Genomic DNA, 8,161 nt, shown 5'->3' on the forward strand with positions numbered 1-8,161 from the left:
GGACAATTATTCTTCTCAGCGCGTCGGCAGCTTGGACCAGAGCTCTTCCAGCAGGTCGTCGAAACGCGGGCCCGGGTAGGCGTCGATCGCGCGGTCGATGACGTCCTCGGTCAGATGATCGGCGAAGATACGGATGAAGCGCCGCATGAAGGCGGTCAGGAACAGATTGTGCCGGAAGCCGATGTGCGTGGTGCTGGAAGCGAACAGGTGGCTGGCGTCGAGGCTGACCAGGCCGGAATCGGTGGCCGGGTCGTAGGCCATGTTCGCGATCACGCCCACGCCGAGCCCGAGCCGCACGTAGGTCTTGATCACGTCCGCATCCACGGCGGTGAGGACCACATCGGGCGTCAGGTCGTGCTCGGCGAACGCCTGGTCGAGATGCGATCGGCCGGTGAAGCCGAAGGTATAGGTCACCAGCGGATAGTCGGCCAAGCGTTCCAGCGTTAGCGGCGAGCCGTCGGCCAAGGGATGGCCGGTCGGCACCAGCACGCCGCGGTTCCAATGGTAGCAGGGCAGCATGATGAGTTCGTCGAAATGTTCGAGCGCCTCGGTGGCGATCGCGAAATCGGCGTCCCCGGCCGCGGCCCAGCCGGCGATCTGTGGCGGTGCGCCTTGGTTGATATGCAGCGACACCTTTGGGTAGGCCTTGCGGAAAACGGCGATGGTGGGCGGCAAGGCATAGCGCGCCTGGGTGTGGGTGGTGGCCACGCGCAACGAGCCGCTGTCGGTATCCGCGAACTCGCTGGCGGTGCGATGGATATTGGCCACTTCCGAGAGAATTTGGCGCGCGGTTTCCAGAATCCGCTCGCCGGCCGGCGTGATACGGTCCAGATGCTTGCCGTTGCGCTCGAAGATGAGCACGCCGAGTTCGTCCTCCAACAGCCGGATCTGCTTGCTCACGCCGGGCTGCGACGTATGCAGACTGCGCGCCGCGGCGGTGATGTTGAGCTGCTGTCGCGCCACTTCGTGAACGTATTCCAGTTGTCGCAGCTTCATTTTGTTTATCCATCCATGCCCCGCGGCTTGCCGCGGGCGCCTTAACAATGGGATTTCCAAAAGGGAGAAGCGTTCGCTTTCCCTTTGATCGACCGCGTGGTTTCATATCGCGCGGTTAAGAGACGCTTGATTATGCGATCGGGGTCTTAAGGCATCAGCATATATTACTTTTCGGTTTGTTGTGCGGCTGATAGCGTATCCGCCTTTGTCGGCCGGCACAGCACGCATGCGGCTCGCCGGAAAGACATAACCGGCCGCGCGCCGGACAAGGATGTTCTCGATGTTTGCATTCGTTCTGGCCGGCCTTTTCGTCGGTGCGGCCGTCGGGCTGACCGGAGTGGGCGGCGGCTCGTTGATGACGCCGATCCTGATTCTGTTGTTCGGCTTTACGCCGTCCTCGGCGGTGGGCACGGATCTGCTCTACGCCGCCGGGACCAAGGCATTCGGCACGCTGCTTCATGGCCGCCAGCGAACCGTGGATTGGCCGGTGGTCGGTCTGATGGCGGCCGGCAGCCTTCCGGCGGCGATCGTCACCATCATTTGGCTGCATTTGGTCGGCCTCGAGCCCTGGGTGCAGGAGCTGATGGTGGTCACGCTCGCCGTGACCATGATCGTCACCGCGGTGCTGACGTTCGCGCGCGACCGGCTGGTGCGCTGGCTGCAGGGGCGCATGCTGTTCGTTTCCGGCAAGAACCGGTCGAATCTGCTGGCCTGGCGGCCCGTCATTACGGTGTTGGGCGGGGTGGTGCTCGGCGTGCTGGTAAGCCTGTCGTCGGTCGGCGCGGGCGTGTTGGGTACCACGATGCTGCTGATTCTGTATCCGAATACGCGCGTGGTGCGCATCGTGGGCACCGATATCACCCACGCCGTGCCGCTCACGCTGATCGCGGGGCTCGGTCATCTCACTCTGGGCACCACAAACCTGGGTGTGCTCGGCCTATTGCTGCTCGGCTCGCTGCCGGGCATCTATATCGGCACCCGCGCCGGTCGGCGTTTGCCGGATCGCGCGTTACGGCCGATCATTGCGGGGGTATTGGTCGTCGTGGCCGCCAGCATGATCTATAAAACGCTGCATCTGGGCGGTTGACGCAGGGTCGCCCAGCCACCCGACCGCAATCCAGACCGATTCGATGAGCGAACACCGCCCGGACAAGCGTTTTGCCATGTATCCGGTGGCGCTGCGGCTGGCCGGCCGCCGGGTGGTGGTGGCTGGTGGCGGGCGGATCGCCGCGCGTCGCGTCGAGCGCCTGCTGGCGGCCGGCGCCCGGGTGAGCGTGATCGCACCCACAGTCGTATCCATGCTCGCCGAGCGCGCGGCGGCGCGCGAAATCGACTGGCAGCAGCGGCCTGTCGACGACGCCGACGCCCGGGGCGCGGCGCTATGTTTCGCGGCGACCGACGACGCCCGCGCCAACGCTCGGTTCGCGGCTGCCGCGCGCGGTCTGGGTATTGCCGTCCAGCGCGCCGACGACGCCGCGGACTCGGATTTTCTCGTGCCGGCGCTGATCGAGCGCGGCCCGTTGCAGGTCAGTATTTCCAGCGCCGCCGCCGCGCCCAGCCTGACCCGTCGTCTGCGCGCGCGGCTGGAAACGCTGGTGCCGCGCGCCTACGGCGATCTCGCCGCGCTGGCCGGCGAATTCCGCGACGAGGTCAAAATCCGGCTGCCGCGCGCCGGACGCGCCCGGTTCTGGGACGCGATCTTCGAAGGGCCGATCGCCGAGCAGGTATTCGCGGGCCGGCTCGGCGCCGCGCGACGCCAACTCGCACAGACGCTGGCCGATGCGACCGGCGGCGATCCGGGCCCGGGCTTGGCGCTCGGCGAGGTCTATCTGGTCGGTAGCGGGCCGGGTGAGCCCGACCTGCTGACCTTTCGCGCGCTGCGTCTGATGCAGCGGGCCGACGTGGTGCTGTACGACAGTCTCATCGCACCGGCGATTCTGGAACTGACCGCGCCGGACGCCGAACGTATTCACGTCGGCAAGCGGGCCGCGCGCCACACGCTGCCGCAAGGCGATATCAACGCCTTGATGATCGAACTCGCCCAAGCCGGCCGGCGCGTGCTGCGTCTCAAGGGGGGCGATCCGTTCGTGTTCGGCCGCGGCGGCGAAGAGATCGCCGAATTGGCCGCGGCCGGCATCCCGTTTCAGGTCGTGCCGGGGATCACCGCGGCCAACGGCTGCGCGGCCTATGCCGGCATCCCGCTGACCCACCGCGATCATGCGCAGTCGGTGATCTTCGTCACCGGCCATCTCAAGGCCGGCGAACTGAATCTGTCCTGGGCCGAGCTCGCCCGGCGCGGCCAGACGGTCGTGTTTTTCATGGGGCGACGCAATCTCGCCACGATCTGCGCGCGACTGATCGAGCACGGCCTGCCATTCGACTGGCCGGCGGCGATGGTGATCGACGGCACCACGGCGCGCCAGCGTCTGATCGCCGCCACGCTCGCCGATCTGCCCGAGCGCGTGGCGCGCGAGCCGTCTACCGGAGCGGCGCTTTTGATCGTCGGCGAAGTGGTCAAGCTGCACGAACGACTCGGCTGGTTCCACCCGGCCGATGGTGGCTGATACCAATCTTTACAAAAATTCATCGATTGCCGTAAAGAAAAAAATTATCCGCAAATGAACGCCAATAAACGCGAATGAAAGCGAGAAAAGCGTATAAGCGCGTCTTATTCGCGTGCATTTGCGGACGAATTCATGGCTTCATGAAGATCGATCAATCTTTAGGGGGTTGGCATCAGGCCCCGATCGCGATCTGCCACGCGGTGTTCAGGCGCGCGCGCCGCGCCCGGCCGGTGTCGTCGGCGGGGGTTAGGCGTTCGAACTCGATTGCGAGCGTCGATGTTCGCGCCGCGACCGCCAGAGCGAAGCGTGCCCGTGCCGAATCGATCTCCACCCCGATTTCCGTCGCGGCGAAGGACCAGTCGCCCGGCGCCGGCGGTTCAATACAGCGCAAGGCCGGGCGCAGAATGAATCGCGGCCGGCGCAGTCCGGCGGCCAAGCCCCGGCCGAGTGTTTTCAGGCCGGCTTCCTTGAGCGTCCAGAGCCGGTGGAAATCCGCGCGCCTAAGCGCCGGCGCGACGCCCGCCAGCGCACGGGCTTCATCGGGATGAAAATAATGCTCGGCGATTCGGCGCGGATCGCCGCGGCGCGAGCGTATATGCTCGATATCGCAGCCGGTGTGCGCCGTGTTCGAGATCACACATAAACAGGCCGGCCCGCTGTGGCTGATACCGAGATAGAACCCGCCGGCCGCGCAGTGCGGTGGCGCGCCGGTCGGGTAATCGATAGCCAGCGATTCGGCCGGGGCGGCGAGCTGGCCGGCCAGATGCTGGCGCAGTAGCCAGCGGCTGGCCAGATACTCGCGGCCCCGTTTGCGGTTGTTAAAGCGCGCGTAGCGGTCGCGCTCGGCCGCGCTCAGTGCCGCCAGCAGCCAGGCGGGTTCGATGGTTCGGTCGAAGACGAAAAGCGCCAGTTTCAGCACAGCCCGCCGTTGACCGAAAGCACCTGCCGGGTGATATAGCCGGCGTCGCCCGAGCATAAAAACGACACCGCGGCGGCGACATCTTCCGGGCGGCCCATGCGCTGCTGCGGAATCATCCGTTTCAGCGCGTCGGCGGGCAGGTCGTGGGTCATCTCGGTCTCGATCAGGCCCGGCGCGACGCAGTTGACCGTGATCCGGCGCCCGGCCAAATCCAGCGCCAGCGCCTTGGCGGCGCCGATGATGCCGGCCTTGGCCGCGCTGTAGTTGACCTGGCCGCGGTTGCCGATCAGCCCGGCGACCGACGATAGTGCGACGATGCGCCCCGGCTTGCGGCGCTTGATCATGGGCATGACGCAGGGTTTGGCCACGTTGTAGAAGCCGTCGAGGTTGGTGTCGAGCACGCTGTCCCAGGCTTCGTCGGTGAGCGCGGGGAATACGGCGTCGCGTACCACGCCGGCGTTGAGCACCAGCCCGTAGTAGGCGCCGTGCGCGGCGATATCGGCCTCGATCGCCGTGCGCGCGGCCTCGCGATCGGCGCTGTCGAAACATAGCAGCCGGGCGCCGCGGCCCAGCCCGCGAATGGTTTCGACCACGCCGGCCGCCGCGGCCCCGCGCTCGCGATAATGCACGACGATATCGAAGCCGTCGCGCGCCAGTTTTTCGGCGATCGCGCGGCCGATGCCGCGGCTGGCGCCGGTCACGAGAATCGTGTCGCTCATGGGGTTTGCCGGTTGGATGGGATCTTGAACGCCAGCGGCTGCACGTCGAGCCGATAGCCCAGTCGCGCGTTGTAGACGGTGAGGCGGCTGTGCCAAGGATCGCCGGGGGCGCGGTAAGCGATCCAGAGCAGCTGGTCGCCGCGCCAGAGCGAGCGGGTGTCGCCGAGCCGTTCCAGACGTAAATCCGAATCGACAAGCGCCTTTTGCAACGCCGGCAGCGGCCAATAGGCCAGCTCCAGATCGGCCAGAATACGCCGCGCCGGCAGGTCTTCGGCCTCGCCGAGCCCGCGGCCGCGCCGGATCGATTGCCCGTCCCAGCCCAGCGTGAACAGGCGCTGGCCGATGGCGGACAGCCCGATCAGCGTGAGATCGTCCGGCACCACGCGCAGCGCGACCTGCATGGCCCGGGTGTTGCCGTGGTAGTGCACCGTCACTTGCTGGCGTGCCTCGATCGAGGCCCCGAGCGCGGCCGGACCGAGCGGCCGGATCAGCGGTTTCGGCGTACAGCCGGCCAGGCCGAGACTAAGGCCAAGAGCGATCGCGCCGGCCGCGAAGCTTAAAGTCAGGGCGCGCATAAACGGCACAGCGTGTCTAGGCGGCGCTCCGGCTGGGCGGCATAGGGATTGTTGGTGTCCCAGACATAGCCGGCGAGAATCGAGGCGATCATCGTTCGAATGGCCGGGTCCGGCGCCGGATCGAAGAACACGTGCTTGAGCGCGCCGCCGTACCAGGCCGCGATGAACGCCGTGAACACGCGTTGGCCGGCCCGGATCGGGGCCTCGAACTCGCGCGCCCAGTCCGGCGTGCCGCCGCGCAACTGGGCATCGATCGGCGCGACGGCGTGCAGGGCGGATTCCAGGGCCACGGTCACGCCGGAGGAGAAGATCGGATCGACGAAGCCGGCCGCGTTGCCGAGCAGGGCGTAGTCGCGGCCGTGGAGCGCGGTAATGTCGTAGCCGTAGTTTTCGGTCTGATTGACGCGGCTGTCGAAGTTGGCGTTAGCCAGCAGACGCGCGAGATGCGGCTCCTCGCGCAAAAACCGTTGCAGCCGGTCGGCCGGCTCGCCGCCCGGCGCATGGATCCACTCCGGCGGGCCGATCACGCCCACCGAAGCGCGCCCGCCGGCCAGCCCGATCAGCCAGTACCAGACCGTCGGCTGTTCCGGATGAATGCCGATCACGAGGCGGTCGCGCCGGTAGTCGGGGTCGTCGATGCGGTCGGTCACGTGGGTGAACAGCGCCGCGCGGGCCGGCGCGTTGCCGGGCCGGTCGAGATCGAGCAGCCGCGGCAGCACGCGCGCGAAGCCGCTGGCGTCGCAGACAAAGCGTGCGCTCAGATCGGTCGTCGTGCCGTCGTCGCCCGAGATGCTAAGGCGTGGCGCGCCGGGCTCGGAAAAATCGACCGAATCGACGGTTTGGCCGAAGTACAGGCTCGCGCCGCGCCGCTCGGCCTCTTGGGCCAGCCGGTGGTCGAAATCGGCGCGCAACACCTGCCAGGTCGAGGCCCAGCCCGGGGTGAACTGCTCGTCGAAGCTGAAGCTGGCCTCGCGGCCGGCCTCGGTGAAGGTCACGCCGCGCTTGATTTGATAGCCGGCGTTTTCGACCGCGTGCAGCATGCCGGCCGCAGCGAGCGCATCCATGCAGCGCGGCAGCAGGCTCTCGCCCACCGCGAAGCGCGGAAAATGGCTGCGCTCGAGCACGCGCACCCGCCAGCCGCGATCGGCCAGCAGCGCGGCGACGGTGGCGCCGGCCGGGCCGGCGCCAATGACGGCGATATCGGTGTGTTGTTCGTTCATATTGTCTGCCGGTTGGAATGCCGGCGCGCCGGCCGGCTCAACAGCGACGCTAGCAGGAAGGTCAGCGTCAGGCCCAGGGCCAACGTGAGCCCGAATTCGTGCAGCGCCGGCGTATGGCTCACGCCCAGCAGCCCGAAAGCGAGCAGGGTGGTGGCCACCGAGAGCATGACGGCCAGCATCGACGGCGCGTGATCGGCGGGCGCGGTGCGCAGGAAGATACCGTAGTCCGCGCCGAGGCCGAGCAACAGGATCAGCGCCACCAGATTGAACAAGGCGAACGTGGTGCCGGCAGCGGCGAAAATGGCCAGCACGGCGATGCTCGCGAGCCCCGGCGGCAGCAGCAGCGCGAGCGCGCCGCGCGCCCCGAAGGCCCGCCACAGCACGAGCCAGGCGAGCACGTATTCCAGCCCCAGCAGCCAGGTCGCCAGCCGCCGGTAATGCGCCAACAGGCTCGAGATGCGGGCCACGCTGTCGATGTACCGGGCGTTCGGATATTGCGCGAGGATTCGCCGGAAACGCGCGTCGTCGCTGATCGAGTTGATACGCACGATCGCCGCAACTTGGCTGTTGACCCGGCCGAGCCACAGCCCGCGCAGGCCCTGGCTGGCGGGGCTGGCGAGCCAGTCCGACAACGACAGCGTATCGCCCTTGGCGCGGGTGAATGCGCGCCGCGCCGCCGCGATCCGGTCGTGGTCGAACCCGGCTTGTCGTAGAATCCGCGTCAGCGCGCCGTTCGGCGCGTACAGCGTGTCCGCCAGCCGCGCATAGTTGGCGCGCTGAATCGCCACCGGCGGATAAGCGTCGGTAATCGCGCGCACGGATGCCGCGGGCGTCGCACCGCCGCGCAGTTGTTTGACCAGCCGGTGTTCGGTATTCAACACCGCGGCCCGGTTCGCGCCGCTGATCACGATAGCGCGCGTCGACAGCGCGCTGCCGAGCAGGCCGGCGACCGCGCGGTCGGCCTTGACGAGCTGCGCGGGCGGGTTATAGAGCACGCGGACGCTGTCGTCGGGCGAGAGCTGCCACAGCGCGAATCCGCCGAGCGGTACGGCCACGGCGCATAGCCCGACCACCAGCGCGCGCCCGTGCCCGACCGCGAGACGCGCCGGGCCGTGGCTACGCCAGAGCGCGGCCAGACGCAGCGCGCGGCCGGGCCGTGGCGCGGGCC

7 protein-coding genes and 1 pseudogene are annotated in these 8,161 nt (G+C 67.8%); 2 read left to right on the forward strand and 6 right to left on the reverse strand.

The window, feature by feature from the left end; translation table 11 throughout:
* Positions 1-15: 15 nt before the first annotated feature.
* Complete coding sequence (gene cysB, locus VFJ08_RS02840; protein ID WP_324994950.1) at positions 16-996, reverse strand: HTH-type transcriptional regulator CysB; 981 nt, start codon at positions 994-996, stop codon at positions 16-18.
* A 280-nt stretch (positions 997-1,276) separates the two neighbouring features.
* Here cysB and VFJ08_RS02845 point away from each other — a divergent pair, with 280 nt between their 5' ends.
* Together VFJ08_RS02845 and cysG are read left to right on the forward strand one after the other, a co-directional pair.
* Entirely contained in the window at positions 1,277-2,083 is an 807-nt protein-coding gene (locus VFJ08_RS02845; protein ID WP_324994952.1) for a sulfite exporter TauE/SafE family protein, read from the forward strand.
* 43 nt (positions 2,084-2,126) lie between these two features.
* Positions 2,127-3,560: a siroheme synthase CysG gene (cysG, locus tag VFJ08_RS02850; RefSeq protein ID WP_324994954.1), complete on the forward strand. Its 1,434-nt coding sequence runs from the start codon at positions 2,127-2,129 to the stop codon at positions 3,558-3,560.
* A gap of 172 nt (positions 3,561-3,732) precedes the next feature.
* On the opposite strand, the gene VFJ08_RS02855 is transcribed toward cysG, so the two are convergent.
* The 5 genes and pseudogenes from VFJ08_RS02855 to VFJ08_RS02875 all read right to left on the reverse strand — a co-directional run.
* Positions 3,733-4,479 (reverse strand): 4'-phosphopantetheinyl transferase family protein, encoded by a 747-nt coding sequence (locus tag VFJ08_RS02855; RefSeq protein WP_324994956.1) that lies wholly within the window; start codon positions 4,477-4,479, stop codon positions 3,733-3,735.
* Complete coding sequence (gene fabG / locus VFJ08_RS02860; RefSeq protein WP_324994958.1) at positions 4,473-5,198, reverse strand: 3-oxoacyl-ACP reductase FabG; 726 nt, start codon at positions 5,196-5,198, stop codon at positions 4,473-4,475. Before fabG ends, VFJ08_RS02855 begins: the two co-directional genes overlap by 7 nt.
* Complete coding sequence (locus VFJ08_RS02865; protein WP_324994960.1) at positions 5,195-5,773, reverse strand: DUF3261 domain-containing protein; 579 nt, start codon at positions 5,771-5,773, stop codon at positions 5,195-5,197. Before VFJ08_RS02865 ends, fabG begins: the two co-directional genes overlap by 4 nt.
* Positions 5,761-6,993, reverse strand: coding sequence for an NAD(P)/FAD-dependent oxidoreductase (locus tag VFJ08_RS02870; RefSeq protein WP_324994962.1), 1,233 nt, complete (start codon positions 6,991-6,993; stop codon positions 5,761-5,763). The genes VFJ08_RS02865 and VFJ08_RS02870 overlap by 13 nt, the downstream gene beginning before the upstream one ends.
* Positions 6,990-8,161: pseudogene (locus VFJ08_RS02875) on the reverse strand (hypothetical protein); the annotation flags it as partial. The gene VFJ08_RS02870 and the pseudogene VFJ08_RS02875, both read right to left, overlap by 4 nt.

The sequence above is a fragment of the Salinisphaera sp. genome (assembly GCF_035690525.1).
Lineage (GTDB): Bacteria > Pseudomonadota > Gammaproteobacteria > Nevskiales > Salinisphaeraceae > Salinisphaera.